At 33.9% G+C, this 25,680-nt stretch carries 24 protein-coding genes, 2 pseudogenes and 1 other annotated feature; of the genes and pseudogenes, 7 read left to right on the forward strand and 19 right to left on the reverse strand.

The window, feature by feature from the left end; all coding sequences use genetic code 11:
- Positions 1 to 69: 69 nt before the first annotated feature.
- Positions 70 to 408, forward strand: a complete 339-nt coding sequence (locus MHH66_RS17385) for a winged helix-turn-helix transcriptional regulator (RefSeq protein WP_078184304.1) — start codon at positions 70 to 72, stop codon at positions 406 to 408.
- A 338-nt stretch (positions 409 to 746) separates the two neighbouring features.
- Positions 747 to 1,307, forward strand: coding sequence for a sugar O-acetyltransferase (locus tag MHH66_RS17390; protein WP_078184303.1), 561 nt, complete (start codon positions 747 to 749; stop codon positions 1,305 to 1,307).
- A gap of 127 nt (positions 1,308 to 1,434) precedes the next feature.
- On the opposite strand, the gene MHH66_RS17395 is transcribed toward MHH66_RS17390, so the two are convergent.
- The 5 genes and pseudogenes from MHH66_RS17395 to MHH66_RS17415 all read right to left on the reverse strand — a co-directional run bounded on the left by MHH66_RS17395 (position 1,435) and on the right by MHH66_RS17415 (position 4,601).
- Positions 1,435 to 1,737: a winged helix-turn-helix transcriptional regulator gene (locus tag MHH66_RS17395; protein ID WP_078184321.1), complete on the reverse strand. Its 303-nt coding sequence runs from the start codon at positions 1,735 to 1,737 to the stop codon at positions 1,435 to 1,437.
- A 530-nt stretch (positions 1,738 to 2,267) separates the two neighbouring features.
- Positions 2,268 to 2,492: pseudogene (locus MHH66_RS17400) on the reverse strand (VanW family protein); the annotation flags it as partial.
- 251 nt (positions 2,493 to 2,743) lie between these two features.
- Positions 2,744 to 3,385 (reverse strand): FusB/FusC family EF-G-binding protein, encoded by a 642-nt coding sequence (locus MHH66_RS17405; protein WP_078184302.1) that lies wholly within the window; start codon positions 3,383 to 3,385, stop codon positions 2,744 to 2,746.
- A gap of 110 nt (positions 3,386 to 3,495) precedes the next feature.
- Positions 3,496 to 4,182 (reverse strand): DUF421 domain-containing protein, encoded by a 687-nt coding sequence (locus MHH66_RS17410; protein ID WP_078184301.1) that lies wholly within the window; start codon positions 4,180 to 4,182, stop codon positions 3,496 to 3,498.
- A 155-nt stretch (positions 4,183 to 4,337) separates the two neighbouring features.
- On the reverse strand, positions 4,338 to 4,601 hold the full coding sequence (locus MHH66_RS17415) for a CD3324 family protein (RefSeq protein ID WP_078184300.1): 264 nt from the start codon (positions 4,599 to 4,601) through the stop codon (positions 4,338 to 4,340).
- Positions 4,602 to 4,925: 324 nt separating this feature from the next.
- Here MHH66_RS17415 and MHH66_RS17420 point away from each other — a divergent pair, with 324 nt between their 5' ends.
- Positions 4,926 to 5,630: a polysaccharide deacetylase family protein gene (locus MHH66_RS17420; protein ID WP_078184299.1), complete on the forward strand. Its 705-nt coding sequence runs from the start codon at positions 4,926 to 4,928 to the stop codon at positions 5,628 to 5,630.
- A gap of 116 nt (positions 5,631 to 5,746) precedes the next feature.
- On the opposite strand, the gene MHH66_RS17425 is transcribed toward MHH66_RS17420, so the two are convergent.
- Positions 5,747 to 7,090: a sodium-dependent transporter gene (locus MHH66_RS17425; protein ID WP_078184298.1), complete on the reverse strand. Its 1,344-nt coding sequence runs from the start codon at positions 7,088 to 7,090 to the stop codon at positions 5,747 to 5,749.
- Between the two features lie 310 nt (positions 7,091 to 7,400).
- Positions 7,401 to 7,623 (reverse strand) — a binding site (T-box leader).
- A 220-nt stretch (positions 7,624 to 7,843) separates the two neighbouring features.
- On the opposite strand from MHH66_RS17425, the gene MHH66_RS17430 reads away from it, so the two are divergent.
- Complete coding sequence (locus MHH66_RS17430) at positions 7,844 to 9,424, forward strand: putative polysaccharide biosynthesis protein (protein WP_078184297.1); 1,581 nt, start codon at positions 7,844 to 7,846, stop codon at positions 9,422 to 9,424.
- A 41-nt stretch (positions 9,425 to 9,465) separates the two neighbouring features.
- Here the strand turns inward: MHH66_RS17430 and MHH66_RS17435 are convergent, their stop codons facing one another.
- From MHH66_RS17435 to MHH66_RS17460, 6 genes are all read right to left on the reverse strand, one after another.
- A complete protein-coding gene (locus tag MHH66_RS17435) occupies positions 9,466 to 10,290 on the reverse strand; it encodes a DUF4037 domain-containing protein (RefSeq protein WP_078184296.1) in 825 nt (274 codons plus the stop codon).
- Between the two features lie 93 nt (positions 10,291 to 10,383).
- On the reverse strand, positions 10,384 to 10,896 hold the full coding sequence (locus tag MHH66_RS17440; RefSeq protein ID WP_320607756.1) for a GNAT family N-acetyltransferase: 513 nt from the start codon (positions 10,894 to 10,896) through the stop codon (positions 10,384 to 10,386).
- A gap of 93 nt (positions 10,897 to 10,989) precedes the next feature.
- Positions 10,990 to 11,907 carry a cysteine synthase A gene (gene cysK / locus MHH66_RS17445; RefSeq protein ID WP_002012169.1) on the reverse strand — a complete coding sequence of 306 codons (918 nt, stop codon included), beginning with the start codon at positions 11,905 to 11,907 and terminating at the stop codon, positions 10,990 to 10,992.
- Positions 11,908 to 11,917: 10 nt separating this feature from the next.
- Positions 11,918 to 13,129 carry an MFS transporter gene (locus MHH66_RS17450; RefSeq protein WP_002012170.1) on the reverse strand — a complete coding sequence of 404 codons (1,212 nt, stop codon included), beginning with the start codon at positions 13,127 to 13,129 and terminating at the stop codon, positions 11,918 to 11,920.
- 288 nt (positions 13,130 to 13,417) lie between these two features.
- Positions 13,418 to 14,677 (reverse strand): GTPase HflX, encoded by a 1,260-nt coding sequence (gene hflX, locus MHH66_RS17455; RefSeq protein ID WP_063217844.1) that lies wholly within the window; start codon positions 14,675 to 14,677, stop codon positions 13,418 to 13,420.
- A 480-nt stretch (positions 14,678 to 15,157) separates the two neighbouring features.
- Positions 15,158 to 15,709: a cobalamin biosynthesis protein CbiN gene (locus MHH66_RS17460; protein WP_078184294.1), complete on the reverse strand. Its 552-nt coding sequence runs from the start codon at positions 15,707 to 15,709 to the stop codon at positions 15,158 to 15,160.
- Between the two features lie 180 nt (positions 15,710 to 15,889).
- On the opposite strand from MHH66_RS17460, the pseudogene MHH66_RS17465 reads away from it, so the two are divergent.
- Positions 15,890 to 15,967, forward strand: a pseudogene (locus tag MHH66_RS17465) (3-oxoacyl-ACP synthase); the annotation flags it as partial.
- Between the two features lie 232 nt (positions 15,968 to 16,199).
- On the opposite strand, the gene MHH66_RS17475 reads toward MHH66_RS17465, so the two are convergent.
- The gene (locus MHH66_RS17475; RefSeq protein WP_078184293.1) at positions 16,200 to 17,468 is read right to left on the reverse strand and encodes an MFS transporter; all 1,269 of its coding nucleotides are present in this window, start codon (positions 17,466 to 17,468) and stop codon (positions 16,200 to 16,202) included.
- A gap of 174 nt (positions 17,469 to 17,642) precedes the next feature.
- On the opposite strand from MHH66_RS17475, the gene MHH66_RS17480 reads away from it, so the two are divergent.
- Positions 17,643 to 19,574, forward strand: coding sequence for a hypothetical protein (locus MHH66_RS17480; protein WP_234803706.1), 1,932 nt, complete (start codon positions 17,643 to 17,645; stop codon positions 19,572 to 19,574).
- Here MHH66_RS17480 and MHH66_RS17485 read toward each other — a convergent pair.
- The 4 genes from MHH66_RS17485 to MHH66_RS17500 all read right to left on the reverse strand — a co-directional run bounded on the left by MHH66_RS17485 (position 19,512) and on the right by MHH66_RS17500 (position 23,464).
- On the reverse strand, positions 19,512 to 21,260 hold the full coding sequence (locus tag MHH66_RS17485; protein ID WP_078184292.1) for an MFS transporter: 1,749 nt from the start codon (positions 21,258 to 21,260) through the stop codon (positions 19,512 to 19,514). The genes MHH66_RS17480 and MHH66_RS17485 overlap by 63 nt on opposite strands.
- 36 nt (positions 21,261 to 21,296) lie before the next feature.
- On the reverse strand, positions 21,297 to 21,836 hold the full coding sequence (locus MHH66_RS17490) for a PadR family transcriptional regulator (protein WP_002086322.1): 540 nt from the start codon (positions 21,834 to 21,836) through the stop codon (positions 21,297 to 21,299).
- A gap of 179 nt (positions 21,837 to 22,015) precedes the next feature.
- Positions 22,016 to 22,828 (reverse strand): polyphosphate kinase 2 family protein, encoded by an 813-nt coding sequence (locus tag MHH66_RS17495; RefSeq protein ID WP_016103118.1) that lies wholly within the window; start codon positions 22,826 to 22,828, stop codon positions 22,016 to 22,018.
- Between the two features lie 327 nt (positions 22,829 to 23,155).
- Positions 23,156 to 23,464: a hypothetical protein gene (locus tag MHH66_RS17500; RefSeq protein ID WP_033708992.1), complete on the reverse strand. Its 309-nt coding sequence runs from the start codon at positions 23,462 to 23,464 to the stop codon at positions 23,156 to 23,158.
- Positions 23,465 to 23,553: 89 nt separating this feature from the next.
- Between MHH66_RS17500 and MHH66_RS17505 the strand changes: the two genes are divergently transcribed.
- Positions 23,554 to 24,018: a hypothetical protein gene (locus tag MHH66_RS17505; protein ID WP_002086342.1), complete on the forward strand. Its 465-nt coding sequence runs from the start codon at positions 23,554 to 23,556 to the stop codon at positions 24,016 to 24,018.
- Between the two features lie 19 nt (positions 24,019 to 24,037).
- On the opposite strand, the gene MHH66_RS17510 is transcribed toward MHH66_RS17505, so the two are convergent.
- Positions 24,038 to 24,316: a hypothetical protein gene (locus MHH66_RS17510; protein WP_063217848.1), complete on the reverse strand. Its 279-nt coding sequence runs from the start codon at positions 24,314 to 24,316 to the stop codon at positions 24,038 to 24,040.
- A gap of 27 nt (positions 24,317 to 24,343) precedes the next feature.
- Complete coding sequence (locus MHH66_RS17515; protein WP_063217849.1) at positions 24,344 to 25,606, reverse strand: MFS transporter; 1,263 nt, start codon at positions 25,604 to 25,606, stop codon at positions 24,344 to 24,346.
- Positions 25,607 to 25,680 lie beyond the last annotated feature (74 nt).

Consider the following 25,680-nt stretch of genomic DNA (forward strand, 5'->3'; position numbering starts at 1 on the left):
AAATTTTTTAAAATTAATGAAAACGCATTCTTTTTGTGTTTAGCCTTATCCTTGAAAGGAGAATATGCAATGAAAACATATAACTTCCCTATCGAAGTAACTCTTGACGTTGTAGGTGGTAAATGGAAAGTAGTAATATTATGTATTTTGCTTGATGGAAAAAAAAGAACTAGTGAGATTAAGCGAGCTATGCCTAGTATTACTCAAAAAATGCTTACACAGCAATTAAGAGAATTAGAAGCTGATGGAATTATCGATCGAACTGTTTATACTCAGATTCCGCCAAAAGTAGAGTACTCTTTGAGTGAGTATGGAACGTCTTTAACTAAAGTACTAGATAATATGTGTGAATGGGGTAAAAATCACATTGAAAAAAAACTAGAAGATGATCTTCTTTCTGTTAACTAAACAGCTATATAACTGGCTCTAAAATAGCCTAATTCAAAAACTTATACGAGCTTTTTCATCATCTTATATTCGTATTGGTTTTCGCATCCATCTTAAAATAAGTACTATTTGCGCGTGCCTTAAAAACATTTGACTTTTCTGAATCTTTAAATATAATTAGTTTGTCATATGTTGCTCATAAATTTAAACTCTGTTGTCAATGTAAATAACAATAAAGTTTAATTTAGCACGTATGAGTATAAGCTTCTACTCAAGATTAGGTAGGAGATGAATAGAAAAAACTATTCGAACATAATTATCAACAAAAAATTTATGGAGACAGAAAAGGAGATTATTTAATGAACGTAAAAGAAAAGATGCAACTTGGAGAAATTTATTGTGGATTTGACAATGAGTTAGTAACAGCAAGAGAACACGCTAAAAAACTTGCACGATTGTATAATGTAACCACGGATACTGACCGTGATTATCGTGATATGTTACTTACAAAACTATTCAGAAAGCGCGGTTCAAATACATTCGTAGAGCCCAACTTCCGTTGCGAGTTTGGATATAACATCGAGGTAGGCAATAATTTCTTTGCAAACTTTGATTGTATTATTTTAGATTGTGGTAAAGTGACCATTGGAAATAATGTGTGGCTAGGACCAAGGGTACAAATTTATGCTGTAAATCATGTAAAAGAACCCCAAGCTAGACTAGAAGGTTATGAAATAGCTGCACCTGTAAATATCGCTGATAATGTTTGGGTAGGAGGAAATACAGTAATAAATATGGGCGTTTCTATCGGTGAAAACAGTATTATTGGCTCTGGAAGTGTAGTAACGAAGGATATTCCAGCTAATGTTGTAGCAGTAGGAAATCCTTGCAGGGTGATTAAGACAATAGATGAACTTTAAGTATAAGCGGTACCCTTACATATACCGCTTAATTTTTATATTAGAGTGAAATGTTAATTTTAAGTAAAATTAAACCCTATAAAGTAGATACTGTAAAAATCTACTTTATAGGGTTTAACTCTAATTATCAAACTAACTGCACAGCCTTTTGACAACTGTCTTCATGATCAAGATATCTTGTTCCAACTTCACACATTTGGAGTAAAATCTCTTCTAGTTCCATTCCTTTAGCAGTAAGGGAATATTCCACTTTTAGTGGTACTTGATGATATATCTCTCTTTTAATCAATCCATCTCTTTCTAATTCTCTTAATTGCTTGGTTAACATTTTCGAGGTAATTCCAGGAAGTAAACTTTTCAATTCACTAAAACGTTTTCTTTTGTTAATTAAGTAATACATAATTAATGTTTTCCATTTTCCTCCTATCATGTTTAATAATAATTCTATTCCACAATTATAAGTAGCGATCTTCAAAATATTCCCCCTATTTATATACGATAAGTCGGATTAAATCGACTATATATCTAATAATACCTATTCTTCATTATCTTTCCCATGAATTTTACATATAATTAAGACAAACCCATACAAATAAATCAAAATTTTTAATTTATTATTATTTTAGAAAATCACTTTTGTACAATTTTTTTATTTTAAAATAGGTTCTTTTCTTTCAGCATGACTTTGAAAAACTTTCAAATTTAAATACCCCAAACGATTCCCTATATATAAATAATACACTCTTAATAAAAGAAATCGCAAGCAAAAAACTATTTTCATATGTTGAGAAAAAAATTCCTATATCCCTCTCTATACAATCTTAAAATATTTTTCTTATACCAAAATCAAATAAAGTTGAGATTTATACTCCTTTAGATAAAATAAGTATGGAATACTATGTAATCTATGATTTCACCATATTACTCGCTGTACTCATTATGACAAGTTAATAGTAGTTCTCACATCATTATAACGCGATTCTCCATTACATATTCGCTGTCTATAAACTGTTTTTGTTAATTATATACTCTACGTTGAATCATATTATTTCGTATATAACCACTCCAATATACAGATTGAATTGAATGTTCTTTTTCATAAACTTCATATTGATAAAGTTGTACATAGGCTGTTCTCCAATCACTAACTAAATATCTATCTGTGATATAAAGGTGAAGTTTAAAAACCAGGAATATTTATGAAATGGCAGTGTGAAAATACATTTTCTTCACCTTATTTATATTTTTGTAAATTATCTTCTAAAAAGTAAAACCTCCAGTTTAAGTACTAGAGGTTTTCTATTGATCTCGCTATTTGCGGACAGTGGGACTCCCACCTCAAAATTCGGCTGAAGTGAAGAATTTTGGCGGGAGTCATTCGTGTGGGCTAATAATCAGTGTGGGATGAACAACCCGCCACTGATTAAAGTTTCACTTTATTTCTTCAATCGTTCAATAAAATCGTTCAATTTATCAAGTGATTTCATATTCTGATTACAAGCTACACCATCTTTACAAATATAGTTTCCCTTTTTAACGAAAGTTCCTTGTACATCACCTTTAATTTCAACTAAAAACATCCCTACTTCTTCATGTCCATGACATAATGAACAAATGCTCTTTTTATTTAAACTTTGGAACGTTCCTTGCAGACCAACAAACTTATTTTTATCATTTTTCGCTATAATAAATTTCCTGCTTGACCCTTTATCAATCCAGCTTAAATAAGATAATTCTTTCATGTCCAGTTCTTCCATATCAGGAAGTTTTAATTTTTTCGCTTTAGGAAATAATTTTTTTAATGTTTGCGCTGTAACTTCCTGAAACGGAATGACATACGGATTTATTTTCAGTAAAAACGATTCTGCATCTTCTTTATTTTGAACTGTTAATACCGTATCAATTAACTCTTTCTGTTCATCTGTTAAATTTTCAAATACATGTATTATTTTTTCAATCGCAAGTGATTTTAACGCTTGAATTACACCTCTATCATTTGCTGTTGCGTGCCCATTTGCTAAAATATAAGCTTGTGATTTTATAAAATTGTATTGATCACTTCTAATAAAAGCTTCCATCTTTATCACTCCATACAAATTGTTGATCTAGTTTTATTGTATACAATGATTCAGTTTTTTGATATGTAAAAGATAATTTAGAAATGAACATTACATACATCAATTATGTTCTACTGCTTCATTTCCTGACAAAAGAAGCCATCATCTGTTTTCCATTCTGCATATAATACATCTTCAAATTTAGTAATCCCTTTTTGCTTTATTTGTTTATACAGCCATCCTTCATCAAAGCCCGCTTCCCTCAAATTATCTTTCACTACTTTCCCATCACTAATTAATGAAATTGGTAAGTATACAGGCTTATGTTTTAAACTTAAATCATTTATAGTGGGAGATTCGTATTTGCTTTTTTTCAGAACACTTATGTTTCCATTAGGTTCCAAAATCATATATTCAACTTCTCGGATTGAAAATATATCTTTTTGTTGCCTGAGCATTTGTTGTAATTGGTTAATATCCAAATGATTTGATTTTAATTGCGCTCTGTCAATATGTCCATTTCGAATGATAATAGAAGGGTATCCTTCAAAAAATCTTCTTGTCCCCCTAAATTTTTGTGTTATCACTTCTATTGCGTAAATTAACACTGTCCATACAAGTACCGAATATAAAATAGACCATACTTTCACTTCAGAGTCATATATCGTATTTCCCACTAATTCCCCAAGAACAATGGCAGAAATAAAATCAAATGGTGTTAACTGAGATATTTGTGTTTTTCCTAATATTTTAGTAGCAACCAATAGAACAAAAAAACCAACAAACAGTTCTATCGTTATTTGTCCTAGATGATTCATATATGCTCACCTTTCTGCTTTTCACTCAAATGCTCTATATTCTATTTAGTAAAAAGCCGGCACATTTTTTCTATTATCTTGCCCATTCATATCCAATAGATACAAAACAAAAAGAGTCTAGTTCAATTTAATAATTGAACTAGACTCTTTTATTTTCATTTAGAATACACAATCTTTTTAATCGTTTCTCCGGAAAGAAAATATTCTTCTGCTAATTGATGAATTGCAATTCCACTTTTAAAAGCGTCTTTAATTGCTTTATTTCTTTCATCCAGTTGTTTTCTTCCTCCAGATCGTGTACCCCATTTATAATGTTTCGTTTCTTGTTTTGGAATGTAAATTGTTTCACCTTGTATATACTTTTGAATTTCAGCAATTAAGCTTTCCGGTAAAACAGCCGTAGCCTTTACGTATTTCATTTCTGCTCGCCCCTTATTTTTTAACTTTCATTCAATAAGGTGCAAAGCCAAATATAGAAATGATACGAGCTCATTTTAGCGATTGTAAATTACTTGTCTACCTCACGCAAAGTATCGCCATTTCCATACTTGGCTTTGCATGAGACGTTGCAGTGTCTGGCAATTGAATTGTAATCGCCATATAAACACCTCCTAATATACCTTTTATATTTTATTATATGATAAATTCCTTCCCCTTGCATCTTCATCCTTCTTTAAAGCACGAAATTACTTAATTTGATATAATACTTTTAATCGAATCAAAAAGTATAGTGAGGTTGCATTATGAAGAAGAAAATAATCATTACAATAGTTACACTATTCATTATTACTGTAGCATTATTTGGAACATACAAATTGATGAATGCAAGAGGTTTTCAATTGTTTGGAGATTTAACAAACCGAGTAGAAACAAATGAAAAAGTGATTGCTTTAACTTTTGATGATGGTCCTACTAACAATGTAAAACAAATATTACCACTATTAGATAAGTACAATGCGAAAGCTACTTTCTTTTTAATTGGAAATGAATTAGAGAAAAATCTATCGTTAGGAGAAGCTATCGTACAATCTGGGCACCAAGTTGGAAACCATACATATTCTCATAATAGAATGGTTTTTAAATCACCTTCTTTTATTAAAGAAGAAATAGAAAAAACGAACTCGATAATCCGTCAAACAGGATATACAGATGAAATTGATTTTAGACCACCTAACGGTAAAAAGCTAATTGGTCTGCCCTATTATTTAAATAAAAACAATATCGAAACAATCACATGGGACCTTGAACCTGATACTTTTTATACATCTACAGCTGATAAAATTGAATATGTTAGTAAAAATGTAAAACCAGGTTCTATCATTTTATTACACTCTATGTATGATGAGTCTAATGAAAATTTACAGACCATTGAAGGTATTTTAGACTCTTTATCTAAGAAGGGCTATCAGTTCGTAACAGTAAACGAATTACAAAAAAGAGCAAAATAAAGTGAAACTTTAATCAGTGGGGGCTTTGTCCAGCCCCCACTGATTATTAGTTGAACCAATCGGGCTTTTACGGGATAAAAAGGTAGCGTATCATCTCTCGATACGCTACCTTTCTTTTATATAATTCCAAGTACATTTAGGAATACGATAATAATCGCAATTGGTGCAATATAGCGAAGTAAGAATAACCATAATACGAACAGTTTATAGCCTTTATTTTTACTTACACCAAGTTCTTTCATTAATACATCTTTCTTCATTTTTAAAGGGACAAAGATGGAAACTAATAAAACACCCAGTGGCATTAGTATGTTACTAACCGCATAGTCTGCTAAATCAAAAATTGTTTTCCCAAATGGTTTCACATCGCTTAACAAACCGAATGATAAGGCTGATGGAACCCCTACAACAAAGATTAACAAGCCAACAATTAATGCCATTTTTTCACGTTTCCCTTTACTTTTACCTTTAGTTGTTAAAGATGCAACGCTAATTTCTAACATCGAAATTGCTGATGTAATAGTAGCAAAGAAGAATAGTAATAAGAAAACAATGAAGAATAATTTCCCGAACGCCATTTTACTGAAAATAGCTGGCAGTACGATAAACAATAGCCCCGGCCCTTGAGATGGTTCCATTCCAAATGCGAATACAACTGGGAAAATCGCTAGCCCTGCAAGTAATGTAATAACAAGTGTTAAAGCTACGATAGAAAATGCTGAACGCGGTAAACTTTCTTCTTTCGGTAAGTATGAGCTATACGTTACCATAACGGCTACACCGACGGATAGCGAGAAGAACGATTGCCCCATTGCATATAAAATGATTTCTGACGTTACGTTTGAGAAATCAGGTTGTAAGAAGAATCGAACTCCTTCTCCAGCACCGTCTAAAGTAAGTGCACGAACAATTAGTACAAAGAATAATACGAATAATGCTGGCATGAAATATTTATTTACTTTTTCAACACCATTTTGTACACCTTTACTTACGATAAAAATAGTAATAAGGATGAATAATAGCTGTGATCCAACTGCTAAATATGGATTGGAAATGATTTCACCAAACGTAGCTTCGTATGCCCCATTTCCTTCCCCTAGTCTACCTGTAATTGCATTCCATAAATATAGTAAAATCCATCCCCCTACAACACTGTAGAAAGAAAGTAGTATGAAACAAGTTACAATCCCTAATTTACCTAACCAAGGCCATAGTGTTTTTGGTGCGATTTCGCTATACGCCTCAACGGCCTCTTTTTGTGTACTTCTTCCGATAACGAATTCAGCTAATAATAGCGGTAAACCAATTAATAATGTGAAACCGATGAAAATAAGGAAGAACGCGCCGCCTCCTCCAATTCCGGCCATATACGGGAACTTCCAAATCGCTCCAAGACCAATCGCTGAACCTGCTGCAGCTAATACGAAACCTAATTTCGATGTCCATTGCTGTGAATTCATTTGTTAATCTCCTCTCTTTATCTTTATCTTTATCTTTTTCTGTTTTACAATCCGGTATTTATATTGTTCTATCCATACTCTTTTCTAATACGTTCACTTCCTCCCTAATAAAAAACGTCCCTACGTAAATACGTAGGGACGACAAAAATATCGCGGTACCACCCTAGTTGTGAAGATACACCAAAGTTAGGACCTAAATAAAAAACGTCCCTACGCAAATACGTAGGGACGATAAAATATCGCGGTACCACCCTAGTTATGAAGCCACACCAAAATTAGGACCTAAATAAAAAACGTCCCTACGTAAATACGTAGGGACGATAAATATCGCGGTACCACCCTAGTTGTGAAACAATCTTCACCACTTTATTTGATAACGGTATAAACTACCGTCTTTCATTTCCTCATAATGTGAGATTTATGAAAGATGCTCCAGGACGAACTTCATGAATAATCTATATACTGATTCACACCAACCATCAGCTCTCTGAAATAGGGAGATTTTCACTACTATACCCTTTCATTGCCCAAATATTATTTTCCGAATTGATTACTATCATTTTTATCATACATTAAAAATAGTGTCAACTTATATTTTGAAATTTTATGCATTACATTCTATTTAAAGATTCAAAATATGACTTTTGTATGAATAGTATTAGAACATTTATGGTTTATACTGTATTAACTTCTCTAGCAGGTTTATAGTAGTATACGATAAATGCAAGACAGCACGAGTAGGAGGAAAGAATTTTGTCTACTTCAAAAGTTTTAAAAGGTACCGCTTTATTAAGTGGTGCAACAATGATTTCACGAATTTTAGGTTTTATATACTTTTTCCCCTTTCAATTATTAGTTGGAACGCAAGGGGTCGCTTTATATGGATACGCATACTCTTGGTACGGTATTTTATTAAGCTTTTCAACAGCTGGTATTCCTATTGCCGTCTCAAAATTTGTTGCAAAACATAATGCACTTGGTGATTATAGTACAAGTAAAAAATTGTATAACTCGAGCGTAAAATTAATGATGTTTATGGGCTTTTTAGGATTTTTAACTTTATTTATTGGAGCACCGTACATATCACAATTTATTATTCGCTCGAAAACACCAGATCCACAATTTATCGCAGACGTAACACTTACAATGCGAGCATTAAGCTTCGCGCTTATTATCGTACCAGCTATGAGTGTTACACGTGGTTATTTCCAAGGTTTTCAACATATGAAACCAAGTGCTGTTTCTCAAGTCGTAGAACAAATCGCACGTGTCGTTTTCATTTTAGTTGGTAGTTTTATCGTCTCAAAACTATTAGGAGGTTCAGTAGCTTCTTCTGTTGCAGTTGCTACATTTGGTGCTGTTATCGGGGCACTTGCAAGCGTCTCTATTTTAATGATGTACTGGAAAAAATATAATGGATTAAAACCTCCTGAAGGTGAGCTGAAAACGAGATCATCAAACATTCCGTTAAGAAGTATTTATATGGAATTACTACGTTATGCAATTCCAATTGTATTTGTAGGCATTGCAATCCCGCTCTATACGTTAGTAGATCAATATACCGTAGCTGATGTCCTTAGAGCAATGGGAGAACCTTTAGAAACCGCGAATGCAGTTTTCGCTTATATAACGAACTATGCCCAAAAGTTAATTATGATTCCGGCTTCACTTGCAACTGGATTCTCATTAACAATTATTCCGGCTATAACGAAATCATTTACAAGCGGGAAGCTAGATGAATTACAAGGACAAATTTCAAAGATATTTCAAGTGTTGTTATTCTTCACTATCCCAGCCGCATTCGGTCTTGCTAGTATCGCTTACGATGCATTCCGCATGGTTTATGTAAATCCTGAAATTGCACTTGGTGGATCGCAATATTTAATTTCATTTGCACCTTCTGCTGTATTAAGTGCAATTTTCACAGTTTCAGCCGGTATTCTCGTTAAAATTGTGGTGAACACACCGCTCTTACATTTATTCGGTGGACATGGTGCTGTACTTGGAACAATTCTTGGATATCTCGTTTCAAATATTATTATGTTGTACTGCATCGTTAAGTTTGCGAAATTTAAAATTGGCGAAACAGCAAAAACAGTATTTCTTATTACGATTTACTCCGCAGCAATGTCTGCTGTTGTGATCGTATTAAGAGCATTTATAAGCTGGATTATTCCTGGCCAATCTTATGTAGAATCACTGATTATTGTATTTATATGCGCATCAGCAGGAGGACTTGTTTATCTTTTATTCGTATTAACAAGTGGACTTGCTTCGCATATTCTCGGTAATAGGATTCAACGATTACCTGTATTAGGAAAGTTAGTAAAATAAAAAAACAAGAGATGTAACGCGTTGTTACATCTCTTGTTTTTTTACTTCGCATATTGAATGCGCTTTTGTTGTTCAGCAATATTTAATTCTGGAGCATATTGTTCTACTAAATGTAATACCTCTTCGATCAACACTTCTAACTCCTGTACACTATACTCTGGTTCCCCTATCAGCGTATTCGCCATACGCTCATATAGATTTTCAGGTTTAATATTCATACGCTCTACATTATAAGCCATCCATTTAAATGCAGGATGGTGCACGTACATTCTATTCAAACCGAATAAAACACCGAATAAATCCCTTTGTACTTCACAAATAACATCATAAAGCATAAGCCAATCTTTCCGTTTTAAAAGCGCCTCTCGATTATGCCATCGATTGCTTAACCAAAGGTTTTCTGAAATCATCCTTTTCGCCAGTTCTTCTGGATATACTTCAATCCTATCTTTTAGAGCATGTACTTTTACTTCTCCATACAAACTCACACCATCATGAACCGATGATACAATACATTGTTTCTCATAATTTGTATCATACTGCTCTATAACTTCTGAAATAATTTTTTCTACTGTTAATGTTAAAAAGTTACTAATCTCTAGTTTAATTCCTTCTTTCGTCAAATACGTTTCCGACCATTCTTCGTCCTCGTAAGGATGATATGACAAAATCGTTCCACCAATATTATTAATTGGACCTAGACGCTCTTCATCCTCTGGTGGTTCTGACCATAAAATATGTAATTCAATATCTGAATGTTCATCTTCTAACTTTCTCGCTACAGATCCTGCTAAAATAATAGCTTCGACTTTCTGGTTTTGCCTATAAATCTCCGACATCTCTATCGCTTTCTCTTTTAATCCCATTGCATTTCCCCCTAAAACTGCAGTACTCCCCTTACTTTTCATTTATCTATTTCGATATTAAACATTATATTACCTTTTCAAATTTCCACTAAATCATATTTCTACCCAATAACGCTGAACAATTTCGCCAGAATTAGAAGAAACTACTTCATTTTCTAGCACACCGCCAACCTTTTGAATCGTTTTAGCCGAACCAACATTAGCTTTATCACAAGTTATTAGCCCTTTCTTCAACCCGAATTTTTGCGCCTCAGCCAATGAAAGTTGCAGTTGCTCAGTTGCATAACCTTGGCGACGTTTATTCGGATGAACACTATAACCGATATGACCGCTTTCCCACAATAACTCTGGATTTAACCGGTGTCGAATATTCACAAAACCTATTATTTTTCCATTCTCAACACTAACAAACTGACTAGATGGCACTCGATTAGATGGTAAATTTTTTCCTTCTTCTTGTGTACTTACTTTTTCAAACCATTCACCAATAGAATCGAAATTTTGTAAAGAACAACTACCGTGCGGTTCTTCTCCTGAATGTAAAAATGCCTGCCTATACTCCATAATTTGTTCGCTATATTCGTATGTTGGTTTCAATAGCTTCATTGTCATTCTCCCCACTCACCCATTATCTATTTTTCTAAAAGAAACACCTTAATAGCGGATTTTCATCCTTACTATTAAGGGCTTCTATCACTTTTATTCAAATAGCCCCATACTTAAATAGCGTTCCCCTGTATCAGGTGCAATACATAAAACCTTTTTACCAGCACCTAAACGCTTCGCTATCATTATTGCTGCGTAAACAGAAGCTCCTGAAGATGGCCCTACTAGTAATCCTTCTTGTCTTGCCAAGTTCCTCATTGTAGTTAATGCCTCTTCATCTGCAATTTGCATAATTTCGTTATACACTTCTGTATTTAAGTTTTTGGGAATAAACCCTGGGCTTGTTCCGACTAGTTTATGAGGGCCTGGAACACCACCAGATAACACTGGTGATCCTTTCGGTTCTACTACGGCAATATATAAGTTTGGTAGTTTCTCTTTTAACGTTTCACCGGTCCCTGTAATTGTTCCGCCTGTTCCTGCGGTTGCTACAAATGCATCAAGTTCTCCATCCATTTGTTCATAAATTTCAAGTGCAGTCGTATAACGATGAATATTCGGATTTGCTGGGTTTTCAAATTGCTGCGGAATAAAACTATTTGGAATTTCTTTTTGTAACTCTACCGCCTTCGCAATTGCTCCTGGCATTCTTTGTTCTGCTGGTGTTAAAACTACTTCTGCTCCGTATGCTTTCAATAAATTAATACGCTCTTTGGACATATTATCTGGCATAATTAAAATAGCTTTATATCCTTTAGCAGCTGCATTCATCGCTAAGCCAATTCCTGTATTTCCACTTGTCGGTTCAATAATTGTATCACCTGGCTTAATGAGACCGTGTTCCTCGGCAATATGAATTAAGTTATAGGCAGCACGATCTTTCACACTGCGTGACGGATTAAACATTTCCAGTTTTACATACACATCCGCTGCGTCCTCTGGAATAAATTTAGATAATCGGACAACAGGTGTATCTCCTATTAATTCTGTAACGTTTTCACATAATTTCATAGCGCATCCCCTATTCTATCGTTTTCTTATCATTTGGCAGTAACAATGAAGTAAGTCCAATTAATGGTAAACCACTACATAATAGCATAATAAATTGAAGACTATACATATCAGCTAATTTCCCAAGGACTACAGCACCTAATGCTCCAAGACCAAACGCAAGACCGACAATTAATCCTGACACCATTCCAACTTTCCCTGGAACAAGTTCTTGTGCATATACAACGATTACACTAAAACTACTAGAGCTAATAAATCCAATGCATAAAAATAACGGTACAACCCACATAAGAGAAACGTGAGGTAACAATAGTGCAAGCGGCGCTGAACCGAGCATCGAAAAGACAATAATCTTTTTCTTACCGAATCGATCCGCTAGCGGACCACCAAAGAAAGTACCTAATACACCAGCAATCATAAAAGCGAAGACGAAATACTGTGCATTTTTTATAGATAAACCGTAATGCTCTATTAAATAAAATTGATAGAAATTCCCGATACCAGCACCGTACCAAGAACGTACAAATGTTAGAAAAACAAGAAGTATAATAACAAATTTAATGTGCGTACTTACAATCGCATTTTCAGCCTCAAGTGCAGCCCTCTTTTTCCTTCTTACAGCACCAGTGGCTAATTCATTTTTATACCAATTTGATACGAAAATTAGTAATACAATTCCAACTGCTGCAAAGGCTGTAAAACCTAAAGAACCAATTTGACCGAGCGGAACGAAAATTAATGCTGTAAAAATAGGTGCTAGAGAATTCCCTGTATTTCCCCCCACTTGATAAATCGCTTGTGCTAAACCTCTTTTTGCACCGGCTGCCATGTAAGCAACACGAGCGCCCTCCGGATGAAAGACCGCGGAACCTAATCCAATAAATAAAACAGAAATAATAACAACTATAAAGTTCGGTGCAAATGCGAGTCCAATCATCCCAAGCATACTCGAAAACATACCGAGCGGTAATAAAAATGGTGACGGCTTCTTATCTGAATACATCCCAAAAACCGGCTGCATAATCGATGACGTCATATTTAACGCAAACGCAATCCACCCTACTTGCATATAGGATAAATTCATCGTTTTTTCCAAAATAGGAAACAACGCTGGCACAACTGCTTGCATCGAATCATTCAAAAAATGTCCGAAACTAATCGCAAATAATATTCGATATATTGTCGGTGTTTCTACTGTATTTTTTTGTGAAACTGCCTGCATATGTGTATTTCTCCTTCCTGTACAAAATGTATATTTATTACAGTTATTGTAATAAATTTAGACTTTAATCAGAATAAATTCTGAGTTTTGAAACATTTCTATTCTATACTGGTTTCATTTCTTTTTCCAGAAATTCAACTTCTAAAAAATATATTTTTTCTATGTGCTTTGTCGGATTTATTCATATGAACTCTTTGTATTTTCTTTTATACTAAGGCAGGACGAAAGGAAGGCTTGCAAATATGAAGAAAAAGACGATCCTAAAACATATTAGGATCGCCTTTTTTATTAAATAGAAAAACGCTTATATTTCTCATAATCACTCGTCTTACATTCTAGTGCCATTTTCGTACCTTCGTTTTCATAACTCGTAGATAAAACGTTTGCATGATTGTTGAAATACGAAACTACCTGCCCTTGATCATACGGAATTAACATTTCACACTTCGTATACTCTTTATAAATGTGTGAACGAACTACTTCTACAAGCTCTTCAATTCCAACATGTTTCTTCGCAGATAGATAAACGCGATCTTCTTGCACTTTCGGAATTTCAACATCTACCAAATCTGATTTGTTGTATGCATAAATCGTCGGGATATTTTCCACGCCAATTTTCTTTAACGTTTCATTTGTAATATCAATTAATTGCTCATAATTGGGATTTGAGTAATCTACAACGTGAATGAGTAAATCCGCTTCTGCCACTTCCTCTAGCGTTGAACGGAAGGCTTTCACAAGATGATGCGGTAATTTACTTACAAATCCAACAGTATCCGTTAATAAAAATGATTTATTATCCGGCAAATCAATATTTCGTACAGATGTCTCTAACGTCGCAAATAACATATCTTTTTCAAATACTTGTTTTTCTACAGTACCATTAAAAATTTCAAGCATTGTATTCATTATCGTTGATTTACCTGCATTCGTATATCCTACTAATGATACAACTGGCATTTCATTTTTCTTACGTTGTTTACGCTGCGTTTGACGCTGTGCAACAAGTGCCTCTAATTCTTTATTTAGAGCTGCAATTTGTTCTTCAATTTTACGACGGTCTAATTCCAACTTCTTCTCACCGACACCTTTATTTTTCGTGCCAACTCCCCCGCTCTGTCTTCCTAACGATTCACGAAGACCGATTAAGCGAGGCATCATGTACTGAAGATGAGCCACTTCTACTTGCAACTGCGCTTCTTTCGTTTTCGCACGCTGCGCAAAAATATCCAAAATTAAAATGGTACGATCAATTACTTTACAATCTAAATCCTCTTCTAAATTTCGAATTTGTGAAGGAGATAATTCGTCATTAAAGATGACCATATTTGCATCTGCTTCTTTCACATACGCTGCTACTTCTTCAATCTTCCCTTTTCCAATATAATGCGACGGATTTACTCGTTGTAAATTTTGCGTCACTTGACCGATTACTTCCACATCACAAGCTTCCGTAAGATTTGCTAACTCTTCCATCGAATATGCAAAATCAGCTTCCTTACCTAAATTTACTCCAACTAATATTGCTCTTTGTAATAATTCTTCCATATATTTATTCCTCCATTTCGATTACGCAAAATAAAAAACACAGGTCACTGCCTGTGTTTTTGTAAACGGATAAGGGTTTACCAAAGAAATAGAAGAAAGCAGCGCTTTCGTCCTATACATGGTCAAAAAGTCCCAAGATAGTATACGTATCCAACAAGTGTTCACCTATACTATCCCATTCTATTTATAAAGGCAAAACAAAAAGAGGGCGTATTCGTCCCTCCCTCTTTTTCACATATAAGCTTAATAAAGGGTTCCTTTAAAATAGGCAGACCAATCCCGTTCACTCTGTACACAGACAGAGCCTTTGAGCGCTATTCAATTATCGGCACAAAGTATTGAGACGTAATCTGATTAAGATCAAAGGAAGCCCCTCCGTTCATTTTAAGTTACATAAAGTGTAGCATAAGTAATTCGCTTTCACAAGATTAAACCACCTATAGAAACCGAAAGAAAATCTTTATATTTTTACTTTAATCGTCATTTTTTGCGAGTTCTTCTCACAATAAAAATAACAACAGCAATTAACAATAACACACCTATAGAAATGATAGTTACTTGCCACCAACTTAAACCGCTTACCATTTCATCTTTTAAATCCACTTTCTTCGTCGGAACAGACTCTTTTGCAATATGACGTAAAGCCATTTTATCTATCTCTGCCTCATCTAATCTCTTCGTTCCACTGCAGCTAGATGTCTCTAACTTTTCCTCTCCTCTATAAGAAGAAAAGACTAAGTACTCTCCTCCCTCTGCAAAACGAAACGCACAACTACTACTACTGCTTGTATATATAATAATTTGCGAAGAACTTGTCCCTTTCCAAATTTTCTTCACTTCAAATAATGTTTTCATTCTTCCGTCCTTCTCTTGAACTTCTAATACCTTACCTTCAAACACTACATCATTTTGTTGTAACCTCTCTTCTGGTGATGCTTTAGTACAATCACAAGCATAAGATTTCTCTGGTAAAATAAAATAAGTAAAGCTACAAATTAAAACAAGAGACAATACATATACGATTCTTTTCAAGAATCTCAAACCCCTTCATTATCAAATTTAGAAGCTTTCCGTATATTATTTGGATATCACTCCTCAAATCCCTTTCCGTTTATTAAAATATATTAATTTTATTAAATAGAAAATCTTTATCAATATTTTTACGATCTAATATTAGTATCAGATTATAAAAATAAGTTAGGAGATTTTCTTATGAATTCTCAATCTCGTATTACTGCAATTGGTACTTATGTTCCAGATCAAATATTATCTAATAACGATTTAGAAAAGAAGGAAAATTAAATAATGGAGATACACTTTTACTGTAGGGATTTGGCGATGGATGTATGCATTTAGGGCTTATTTTGAAGTGGGATTTAAACTGAAATTTCCTTTTATACAACTAACATTACGGTAAATGAAATTATATCAACGATTCCAGTTAGACTATTAGTTGATCACAAAAAAGCGGCATTCAAAGATTGATTATCTCCCTTTGAACGCCGCTTCTTTTATCTGAATTTTATTTACCTGTCCGAGACCATATCACAACTGGAATAAGCAGTAAGGCTACAGCCCCTCCCGCTAATGATAATGCCGCATAACTTGAATTAGCTACTACCATACCTGACATCGCTCCACCAGAAGCTCCAGCTAACGCAACAAATACATCTATTTTTCCTTGTGTTTTTGCACGTGTAGAAGGTATAGTTGCATCAACAATTTGAGCTGTACCACTTATTAAACCGAGGTTCCACCCTAACCCAAGTAAAGACAGAGCAACAATTAATAATAGTAAAGAATCACTCGGCGCTATCGCAGCTATGACACCCGCCGCTAGTAAAATTACTCCACCAGCTATACTCATCGTAGTTCGGCCGATTTTATCAATTAACATTCCTGTAACGAGAGACGGAAGATACATTGCACCTACATGAAAACCAATTACAAGCCCTATTGCACTTAAACCATGACCATGATGCCCCATATGAACTGGCGTCATCGTCATAATCGCAACCATCACTATTTGAGTAAGTATCATTACGATTGCTCCAACAGTAACACCACGTTTATTTTCTATCATTTCTTCTGTTACTGGTTGCCCTTTATATGTATGTTCTTGTTTATATGTTTCTATTATGTTAGCAATAATTAACGGATCTGGACGAAGCATAACAAAAAGTACAAGACCCGCAAGTATAAATGCCGCTGCTGATAATATGAACGGACCAGCAAGGTTAGGAATTCCAATTGAATGGGCAAAATCTCCCATTACGCCTACTAAATTTGGACCAGCTACCGCACCAAAAGTCGTCATAACCATCGTAATACTAATAGCAGTTGCTCGTTGTTTCTTATCTGCTAAATCGGTACCAGCATAACGAGCTTGTAGATTCGTCGCTGTACCCGCACCATATATGAGTAAAGAAACTAGTAATAGAATAATACTATTTGTTAACGCAGCCAATACAACTCCAATAGCTCCTAGTCCTCCTACTATAAACCCTGTTGCAAGTCCTATTCGGCGACCATATTTTTGCGATAACTTCCCAACAAAGAAAGCCGCTACCGCAGATCCCATTGTAAACATAGCAGCCGGTAATCCTGCATACGCATCCGTCCCAAGCATTTGCTGCGCAAGAAGTGCACCTACTGTAATTCCAGCGGCTAACCCGGCTCCGCCAAACATTTGTGAAATACTTACGATTATTAACGTTCGTTTATATAATTTTTGTTGCTCTTCTTCTGTATACATATGATTACTTATTGAAGCATCCGCCTTATCTAGCATTTTCTCACCCACTTAATAAAATTCATTACTCTTGTTAATGTACTATGTTTAACGTTACATATTCAATGTCATTTTTCATCCGTCTCTTTAATTATTAAAAAATCTCTAACTATACTTTACTTATCTCATGCTATATTAAAAATACTACTATTCACAATATACAAGGAGAAAACAATGAAAAAAACACTAGAATTATGCGAAGCTTGCAAACATAATCCAGTACAGCAAATAGAAGAATCTGATGAAGCAAATCAACCTTATAAATTATGTAGCCAATGTCATGAACGTCTTATCTCGTTATCTTTACATCCAAATGAATGGTACAATCTTGCAATCGTTCATTCACCTTATAAGTATTATTTGCACGACGATTTTTATGAAGGAGATGGTGAGGCGACGCAACCAGAATTAGAGATGGATGAGCATAAACTTGCATCCGCGCCTACTTTAGAAGAAGTTCGCTCAAACTTTAAAAACTTACTTGATTACACAATGACTCGATGGTTTCTTCAAGAAGAAGAAATTGAAGCTCTTAATATGTACGATAAAAGCGAAATATTAGATGCTGTTATGAACCGCTTTTCTAACACGATAAATGGTGTAATTAAAACTCGATTACTCGAGATTGTTATATGTGTATTAGGAGAAAATGCCTCTGATTGGATAAGAAAACTGTGGAAGGAATTTGATGAAGATTTAATTGCACCTCTTTCACACGCTGCCGCTTACTGTTTACCATTTGAAGAAGCATTCCCTTTAGTAATAGAAAAGCTAAAATCAGTATTAGAATGTGAGCTTCCGACCACTTCCTTCATTTGTTTACATTCTTTTCAATCCTCAGCAATATTGGATTGGATAGAGGAAAATGCAGTATCATTTCATAGCGATTGGGGACGATTAGCTGCAGTATCACAACTAACTTGGATGCGGATTAAATCTTGGCTAACAAAAGGACAACCATTAAGTTTAATAGCACTGGAAGCACTGGAAGCAATGGTTAGCTGCATACCTTCAAATGAAGATATAATATATGAAATGAATCCCAAAATTTTATTAACAGATCCTTCAGAAATAGAGTCTATTTTAATAGCATACAAAGAAAAAGACAGTGTTTCTAATGTTAAAACAAGTGTTGAAACTATTTTAGAAAACAAAACGGTAATATTTCAACATGCGAATCCTTTACAAATATCTATCAAGAAGAAACCAAAAGACTTTTTAGTTATGGATGGCACAGTACAAATTCATGAAAACAGACTGGATGAATACGTAGAATTCATTAATACAAACAACTATACCCAAGTTTACATTAATGACCTTGGGTATAGTATGGAGCATCTTGATTTTCTAGAACGCTGTCCGCAAATCGAAGCGCTACAAATTAATAGTACCTATATTACCGATTATTCAGCTTTATATAAATTAAAAAACTTAAACTCTTTATCACTAGAAGAACCACAAGTCCCTTTAAACTTAACAGCACTAGAAAGCTTTAAAAATATAGAGGAACTTTACATACAGTGGAATAAAAACATTACAGGGTTCGAATCTTGTTCTAACTTAAAAGAACTATACATTTGGAAATACAAACCGAAACAAAAAAACCTTGAAGAATTAATGTCTTTACAAAACCTTGAAAAACTAAGAATTACACAAGGGAACATTAACTCATTAAAAGGATGTAGAGCATTTCCCAAATTAAAACATTTAGAAATCAATTATGTAAGAAATTTAGAACATATTGATGAAATTGAAAACAATGCTTCAACTTTAAAATACGTCGAATTCGATCATTGCAGTAAAATGAAAAATCACGACTATTTACGTTATTTAACAGAGTTAGAAACACTCATTCTATCAGGTTGTGGTAACATACAAAATCTACAATTCATTAAAGAACTACCAAAGTTAAAACATTTAAGCTTCGTGGATTCTAAAGTTGTAGATGGTAATTTAGAACCTTGCATCGGCATAGATTTTGTTGGTTTTAATAATAAGAGGCATTACAGTCATAAGTTTAACGAATTAAACCCAGATTTTTCTTTACACTTCCTCTACCACTCTTTCCCTTCTCTTTTTACTCAAAGCCTTTCCTTCCCAAAATAACAAACTTACTAAAGCACAAATTAAAATAACTGGAACACTCGCTTTATATAAATCAGTAAAACTCATAGCCATCTTATTTTTGGCATACCGACTTACATCTTTTGAAAATGCAAGTACTTCTTTCTTTATACTCTCCTCTTGTTTTTCAACTTCTTTTGTTACCTGATTCGTAACTTCTTCTCTTTTTATCTCTCGATATTCTACTGGAACTCCACTTAATACTTCATCCACTTTTTGGTGAATTAATTCGTCTTTTTTCGCTTTACTTAATCCCACCAATATTTCATTTTGTTTCTTTTCTACATTTGTTTCTATACTTTGTTTCTCTATTTTTTCTTTTGTTACCTGTAATATCTCAGCTTGCTGAGCACTATACACATGAATATTACGCACTTTTTCTTCTGCATAACGATATACATTCTCTTTATTTACAGATAAGTTGTGTGTTAAGTTAGATACAAATATCGCTACCGCTAATACAATACCTACTTGACGTAACATCGATACGACAGTTTGAGAAGCAGTTAATAATTCTCCTTCAAACGAAGATGCACTTAAAACTGTAATTGGCCTCACTACTAAACCATATCCAACACCTAATATCATACATGGGATAATAATTTCTATATTTGTTGAATTAACGTCAATCATTTGCAACCAATAGTAGGATAGGCCCATAACAAGAAACCCTGACAAAATAATAGTTACTTTTCCAAGCTTTTTAATTAAAGTTGCTGCAACTGGTGAGACAAAAAATATCATCGCTGAAATAGGTGTCACTAAAAAAGCAGCTTCAATTTCCGTTCGGTATTGTATTTTTGTCAAGAATGTTGGAAGTAATACAGTTACTCCAATTAAAAATAAATTACTTAATATAACAACGATAGACGCCCCTACAAACATTCGATCTTTAAATAATTTTAAATTCACCATCGGATTATGAATCTTTCGTTCCACTAGAACAAATAGAATAAGAGAAATAGTGCTAATTGCATAACAAGACAAAGCGATATTACTTTGCCATCCCCACGTATTGCCTTTCACTAATACGAGAGTAAAAGAAAAAATCGCTAAACTACTTAATATGAGTCCAATCCAATCAATTTTTGAAATAATACGTTCTTCATTTTTTACTTGTAACATAATACAGCATAAAATGATTCCAAGAATACAAATCGGAACATTGACGAAGAACACCCATCTCCACCCTACATTTTGCGTAATAATTCCGCCTATTACCGGACCAAGTGCAGCTGACAATCCTTGCGTTACTCCTAAAATAGCAAGTGCAACATGCCTCTTTGCTAACGGCATAGCTGATACACCAATTACCATACTTGTCGGAAATAAAATTGCTGCTCCAACACTTTGTATAAAACGAGAAAAAATAAGGAAGTCACCTGTATTAGCAAAAGCACAAAGCACTGACCCACCACCAAAAATAATTAAACCGAGAATATACACCTTTGCTTTCCCAAAAATATCAGCTATCCGTCCTAGTGGGATTGCGAGTACTGCAATCGTCATTGTATAAACATTTAATACCCAAGACATCTTCTCTAATGAAGTATTTACACTCGATTGTATTGCTGGTAAAGCTATATTCATAATCGTTGTATCAATCATACAAAGAAAAATACCTAAGCACATTAAAAAGACAATCTTAATCCCCTTTGACTGCTCCATGTTAATCTACCCCTTTATTTATTGTGAACGTGTTTTTCATTCTTCCGTTTTATTGTTTTCTTTTGCTTCTAATTGCTGTAACTTCCTCTTCAACATCTCTACTTGTGCACTATATGATGCAATACCTACATCGAGCGAAATTTCTTCAACGAAAGTAATACCTTCTCTCCATTTTTCATATTTCAAACGAAGATCCGCAATGTACGCTTCTTTCCTTTCAATTTCGTCTTCAATCCATTTTTTTATCGCCCTATCATCACTATAATTACCAAAATACATCCTCATTAAAAAATCTGAACGTAAAACGTCTTTCTCTACATCCGTTTGCATGTATTTATAAAACTCTTCACGCCCTTCATCTGTAATAAAGTACATTTTCTTATTCGGTTTCCCTTCTTGCATGACAATTTCTTTTTTAATTTTCCCCTCCTTTTCCAATTGTCGTAACGTTGGATAAATCATTCCAAAGCTTCCATCAAAAAAGTAAGTAAATACATCCTCAAACACAATTTTAATGTCATAACCAGACAATTCTTTTTCCATTAATAAACCTAAAACAACATCTCTTCCCTTCAAAATAAGACCCCCACGCATTATATAATCAATAATCATATTAACAATGTTAATATGATTATTGATTATATACCTTATTCTGTAAATTGTAAAATGTTTCTAACTAAAAAAGCTGTCTTGTAATTTGGGTTTACCAAATTACAAGACAGCTTCCCTTCATATTTCCTATACAAACCTTTTTACTATTTGACTCCTGCATCTTGCACAGATTCAATTTTCTTTTTCTTTCCTTCTTTTATTTCATTATAATAAGAAGGTAATTCTATATTATGCTCTAAGAAATAATCCTCAATTAATGAAATAATTACTTTCAATGTTTTCAAACGGGCGTATAATTTATCATTACTCGCGATAATATGCCATTTTGCATTCGGCTTATTTGTATTTTCAAACATGTCTTCTATTGCTTCGACATACTCATCCCATTTTTCACGATTTCGCCAGTCTTCATCTGTAATTTTCCACCTTTTAAGAGGGTTGTTCTCTCTTTCTGTAAATCTCTTTAACTGCTCATCTTTACTAATATGATAGAAAAACTTTCCTATTATGTAATGATCATCTGTTAATAGTTTTTCGAAATCATTAATTTCATCATACGCTCTCGTCCACTCTTCGTTTGTAGCAAAGCCTTCAACACGTTCAACTAATACACGCCCATACCATGAACGGTCGAATATAGTAATTTGCCCGTACTGAGGAAGTTTCCGCCAAAAACGTTGCAAATAATGATACCGTTTTTCATGAGGAGCAGGCGCTCCAATTGGATTTACTTGGAATCCGCGTGGATCAAGATGTTCAGTCACTCGCTTAATTGCTCCGCCTTTACCTGCCGCATCCCAACCTTCCATAACCATCATAACGGCTATTTTCTCTTCTTTTAATATTTGTTGTAGTGCCAATAAACGCATTTGATATTTTTCAAGTTTCTTATTGTACTTAGATTTTGATTCAATTTTTTTCGTTAAATCTACTTTAGCAAGATGCTCTTTTTCCATCAAACGAATCCCCCTTGTTATATGACAATGTTATTTTAACATATTTATTGGTAATATTTTCATATTAATATCTCTTTTAACTAATACTCGTACCCCTCCACCTATATCTATCTTTTATAAGTTGGACGCTACTTTATATTAATAAATTAATCCCCCTGATATGCTTTTTCGTATCCTTTAGCAAGCATTTATTATTAATCAAAAAAACAAAATAAGGAAACTATGCCGAAAAATCTCTACACAGTTTCCTTGTTTTTTTAAATGTGCGTGTGACATACTTGGGAAGATTAATAACGAAAAGATAGGAGCTCTATCGATTCACTTATACTACAAACGAATTACAGCCGGAATATCTCCTTCTCGTAAAAAGTAAGCAAACACTGTAAATCCAATAATTAATATTGAAAATAATGTTATTATAATTCCATCTGGTAGTATTAGAAAAATAGTATTCAAGCTACTCTTCATAGGGAAAGCAATCGAGTATATTCCTAGCAGAAGACTGATTATAGCAATAGCCACATAAACCACTACTGCATACCATGGATTGAGTTCCAATAAAACAACAGAAATAAATATATACAAAAATAACAGTTGTAGAAACATGCCGCTTCCCATACTTACTAATTCTTTCAATATACCCTCCCCTAAACTACATGGTATATTATCTTAAAAAGAGAAGATAATAACAAATAAATCCTTTAAAGAATGGGAGCTCTCTAAAGATGAAACGAAAAATATTTTCTCTCTTTGCACTAATCTGCTTAGCACTACCAATACAAGCTAGTGCATACACATTTCAATCACTACCAATTGCGTCAAAGTCTAAACAGTGGTATATCGAAATTGACAAATCTCATAACTCAAACAAGCAAGCCGTGCAGCCAAAACAAGGTGTATATGATACGTATAGTTTACTCTTAAAAAATATTGGTAATGATGTTGCAAATGTATCGGTGGAAATACTTGATAACACACCTACATCTAAAGCTACCTTTAATCCTACTTCATCTAATAACAACGTTTCAAAAAGTCATACAAGCTTTGACTACATGGTATTCCCATTAGACTTTAATAGCCATAATTTTAAAGTTGTCATTACTTGGGAAGAAAAGAATTTCTCTTACAACGGTCATCCAGTACATGAGAGTAAAAAAATGAAGCAAACATTTGTGTTTAATGAAGAGTAAGTCCTAATTTGATTAGGGCTTACTCTTTATTTACAAAACCCGATTGAATTGCTTCTGTCACTTCTTTTGCAATATGTATTTTTGTAGCGTCTACACAGATTTCTTTGTCCCAAACATGTACTGAAGGCTCTTCATTAGACAAATGCTTAATTAAGATGAATCGATTATATGTCATTTTATTTTCTATAGGAGTAGCAATATACACCGTGAAATTCCTTGCTTCAAATACCTTTTCTCCCAAAACGTATTTACATCCCAACTCATGTACTACTAAATCATGTAGATTTTCTATAGTCATATACCATCCCCCTTTTTGCCTACATAATCAATCGAACCGCCGAATACTTGGTACAGACAATGCCATTCCAATTGTTATGAGTACTAAAATAGCTAGCATTATAATTGTTATCTTTCCACCTATTACAGTAGCTAACCAGCCTACCACCACATACCCTAATGGTAATAAAGCAAATGAGCCTAACATATCAAGACTTGCCACTCTTCCAAAAGCTTCTTCTGGTACAAGCTCTTGTAAACTTGTTTCCCAAATAAGCCCAAATATCATAATACCGAAGCCTTCAATTGCCATTAATCCAATTAAGGCGGATGCCCAAGAAACGAAAGGCATAATTAATAACGCCATTCCACTAATTAAAACACCACCATACGCAAGTAATCCTCTCTTATGCCACCGCTGCCTCCCACCAAAAATTAGTGCTGCAATTACAGCTCCAGCACCAGAAGCAGCCATACCTAAGCCATACACGTAAGCTTCAAAATGATGATGAACATTAAACAACCATGGAATTAATACAACGATAACGCCTGCATAACAAATATTAACGAAAGAAAAGACTAGAATGGTAATCCACAACCACGGATGACTTTTTAAAACTAAAATACCTTCCATAAACTCTTGTTTGTAATCGATCTTACTCTTTTCAATGGGTTTTACTTTTTTAAACTTAATTTCTTTTAAAAATAATAAACATAAAAATGATAACAAATACGTTGCTGCATCTAGTCCGAAGCCTATCCCTGCAGATGTAACTGATACTATTAACCCACCAAGTGCTGGGCCAATTAATCGTATTCCTTGATTACTCATTTGCGTTAATGCATTAGCTGCATTTCGAATTTCCGGTACAAATACTTTCGCTCTTACAGCTGAATATGCCGGCTGAAATATCCCTTCCATAAGTCCATATAATGCAACAAGTACATATAAAAGTGGAATTGTTAAAATGTCCATAAATATAAGTGTTGCAAATAAGAGCATTAATATACAGCGAATTATATCTGTAAATAACATTAATTTCACCCGGTCAATTCGATCCACGACTAATCCAGCAAACGGTAACGCAAGAATATTAGGAAGCATGTATATTGCCATAGTCATTCCCATTACAACTGTTGAACCAGTTAATGAATACACAACGACTGGCAGAATAACCATCGTTATCGAACTACCTAAAGTCGAAAGTAATTGTCCAATCCATAAAAACTTAAAGTGCGGTGACACTTTAACTGGCAATAACAATTTACCGACATAACCTAAATTTTTCTCTGTTGGTATTTCTCCTTGCATATCTCTCTCCTCGTTTCAAATAATTATAGACTTTATAATAAATAACTGAAAATTAATAATATTATATTTTTAAT

It is taken from the genome of Bacillus sp. FSL H8-0492 (assembly GCF_038006145.1).
GTDB classification, from domain to species: Bacteria; Bacillota; Bacilli; order Bacillales; family Bacillaceae_G; genus Bacillus_A; species Bacillus_A mycoides.

Bases quoted from the DNA above. Each gene is read 5' to 3' on its own strand.
- MHH66_RS17435 (WP_078184296.1), bottom strand. From the start codon at position 10,290: ATGGGATTAAAAGAGAAAGCGATAGAGATGTCGGAGATTTATAGGCAA.
- MHH66_RS17480 (WP_234803706.1), top strand. From the start codon at position 17,643: ATGAAAAAAACACTAGAATTATGCGAAGCTTGCAAACATAATCCAGTA.
- MHH66_RS17395 (WP_078184321.1), bottom strand. From the start codon at position 1,737: ATGATAGGAGGAAAATGGAAAACATTAATTATGTATTACTTAATTAAC.
- MHH66_RS17385 (WP_078184304.1), top strand. From the start codon at position 70: ATGAAAACATATAACTTCCCTATCGAAGTAACTCTTGACGTTGTAGGT.
- MHH66_RS17415 (WP_078184300.1), bottom strand. From the start codon at position 4,601: ATGAAATACGTAAAGGCTACGGCTGTTTTACCGGAAAGCTTAATTGCT.
- MHH66_RS17510 (WP_063217848.1), bottom strand. From the start codon at position 24,316: ATGACTATAGAAAATCTACATGATTTAGTAGTACATGAGTTGGGATGT.
- MHH66_RS17405 (WP_078184302.1), bottom strand. From the start codon at position 3,385: ATGGAAGCTTTTATTAGAAGTGATCAATACAATTTTATAAAATCACAA.
- MHH66_RS17420 (WP_078184299.1), top strand. From the start codon at position 4,926: ATGAAGAAGAAAATAATCATTACAATAGTTACACTATTCATTATTACT.
- MHH66_RS17475 (WP_078184293.1), bottom strand. From the start codon at position 17,468: ATGCTAGATAAGGCGGATGCTTCAATAAGTAATCATATGTATACAGAA.
- MHH66_RS17410 (WP_078184301.1), bottom strand. From the start codon at position 4,182: ATGAATCATCTAGGACAAATAACGATAGAACTGTTTGTTGGTTTTTTT.
- MHH66_RS17505 (WP_002086342.1), top strand. From the start codon at position 23,554: ATGAAACGAAAAATATTTTCTCTCTTTGCACTAATCTGCTTAGCACTA.
- hflX (WP_063217844.1), bottom strand. From the start codon at position 14,677: ATGGAAGAATTATTACAAAGAGCAATATTAGTTGGAGTAAATTTAGGT.
- MHH66_RS17390 (WP_078184303.1), top strand. From the start codon at position 747: ATGAACGTAAAAGAAAAGATGCAACTTGGAGAAATTTATTGTGGATTT.
- MHH66_RS17440 (WP_320607756.1), bottom strand. From the start codon at position 10,896: ATGAAGCTATTGAAACCAACATACGAATATAGCGAACAAATTATGGAG.
- MHH66_RS17495 (WP_016103118.1), bottom strand. From the start codon at position 22,828: ATGGAAAAAGAGCATCTTGCTAAAGTAGATTTAACGAAAAAAATTGAA.
- cysK (WP_002012169.1), bottom strand. From the start codon at position 11,907: ATGAAATTATGTGAAAACGTTACAGAATTAATAGGAGATACACCTGTT.
- MHH66_RS17485 (WP_078184292.1), bottom strand. From the start codon at position 21,260: ATGGAGCAGTCAAAGGGGATTAAGATTGTCTTTTTAATGTGCTTAGGT.
- MHH66_RS17515 (WP_063217849.1), bottom strand. From the start codon at position 25,606: ATGCAAGGAGAAATACCAACAGAGAAAAATTTAGGTTATGTCGGTAAA.
- MHH66_RS17450 (WP_002012170.1), bottom strand. From the start codon at position 13,129: ATGCAGGCAGTTTCACAAAAAAATACAGTAGAAACACCGACAATATAT.
- MHH66_RS17425 (WP_078184298.1), bottom strand. From the start codon at position 7,090: ATGAATTCACAGCAATGGACATCGAAATTAGGTTTCGTATTAGCTGCA.